We start from the raw sequence: 1326 nt of genomic DNA, 5'->3' as shown, positions 1-1326 counted from the left end.
TAAGGCTGGTCTGTGATGGGGAGCGAAAATTACAGTAGCGAAGGTCATGAGTTCAAGCTGCCAAGAAAAGCCTCTAGCCAGGGAGAAGGTGCCCGTACCGTAAACCGACACAGGTAGGCGAGCAGAGCATGCTAAGGCGCGCGGAAGAACTCTCGTTAAGGAACTCGGCAAAATGACCCCGTAACTTCGGGAGAAGGGGTGCCTCGGTAGGGTGAATAGCCCGAGGGGGCCGCAGTGAAAAGGCCCAAGCGACTGTTTAGCAAAAACACAGGTCTGTGCGAAGCCGCAAGGCGAAGTATACGGGCTGACGCCTGCCCGGTGCTGGAAGGTTAAGAGGAGTGGTTAGGGGCAACCCGAAGCTATGAATTGAAGCCCCAGTAAACGGCGGCCGTAACTATAACGGTCCTAAGGTAGCGAAATTCCTTGTCAGGTAAATTCTGACCCGCACGAATGGCGTAACGACTTGGGCGCTGTCTCAACGAGAGATCCGGTGAAATTTTAATACCTGTGAAGATGCAGGTTACCCGCGACAAGACGGAAAGACCCCATGGAGCTTTACTGCAGCTTGATATTGAACTTTGGTACGGTCTGTACAGGATAGGTGGGAGCCATTGAAGCATGAGCGCCAGCTTGTGTGGAGGCGACGTTGGGATACCACCCTGACCGTATCGGAGTTCTAACTTGGTACCGTAAACCGGTATGAGGACAGTGTCAGGCGGGCAGTTTGACTGGGGCGGTCGCCTCCTAAAATGTAACGGAGGCGCCCCAAGGTTCCCTCAGAATGGTTGGAAATCATTCGAAGAGTGCAAAGGCATAAGGGAGCTTGACTGCGAGACGTACAGGTCGAGCAGGGACGAAAGTCGGGCTTAGTGATCCGGTGGTACCGAATGGAAGGGCCATCGCTCAACGGATAAAAGCTACCCTGGGGATAACAGGCTTATCTCCCCCAAGAGTCCACATCGACGGGGAGGTTTGGCACCTCGATGTCGGCTCATCGCATCCTGGGGCTGAAGTAGGTCCCAAGGGTTGGGCTGTTCGCCCATTAAAGCGGTACGCGAGCTGGGTTCAGAACGTCGTGAGACAGTTCGGTCCCTATCTGTCGTGGGCGTAGGAAATTTGAGAGGAGCTGTCCTTAGTACGAGAGGACCGGGATGGACGTACCGCTGGTGTACCAGTTGTTCCGCCAGGAGCACGGCTGGATAGCTACGTACGGAAGGGATAAGCGCTGAAAGCATCTAAGCGTGAAGCCCCCCTCAAGATGAGATTTCCCAGTATGTAAGACCCCTTGAAGACGACGAGGTTGATAGGTTCGGGGTGGAAGTGCCG

At 54.8% G+C, this 1326-nt stretch carries 1 rRNA gene; it reads left to right on the top strand.

The features are described from left to right. A 23S ribosomal RNA gene (locus NV381_RS38100) occupies positions 1–1326 on the top strand; the annotation flags it as partial.

The sequence above is a fragment of the Paenibacillus radicis (ex Xue et al. 2023) genome, from assembly GCF_024722015.1.
Lineage (GTDB): Bacteria > Bacillota > Bacilli > Paenibacillales > NBRC-103111 > Paenibacillus_S.
This window is presented reverse-complemented; position numbering and strand designations above follow the sequence as displayed.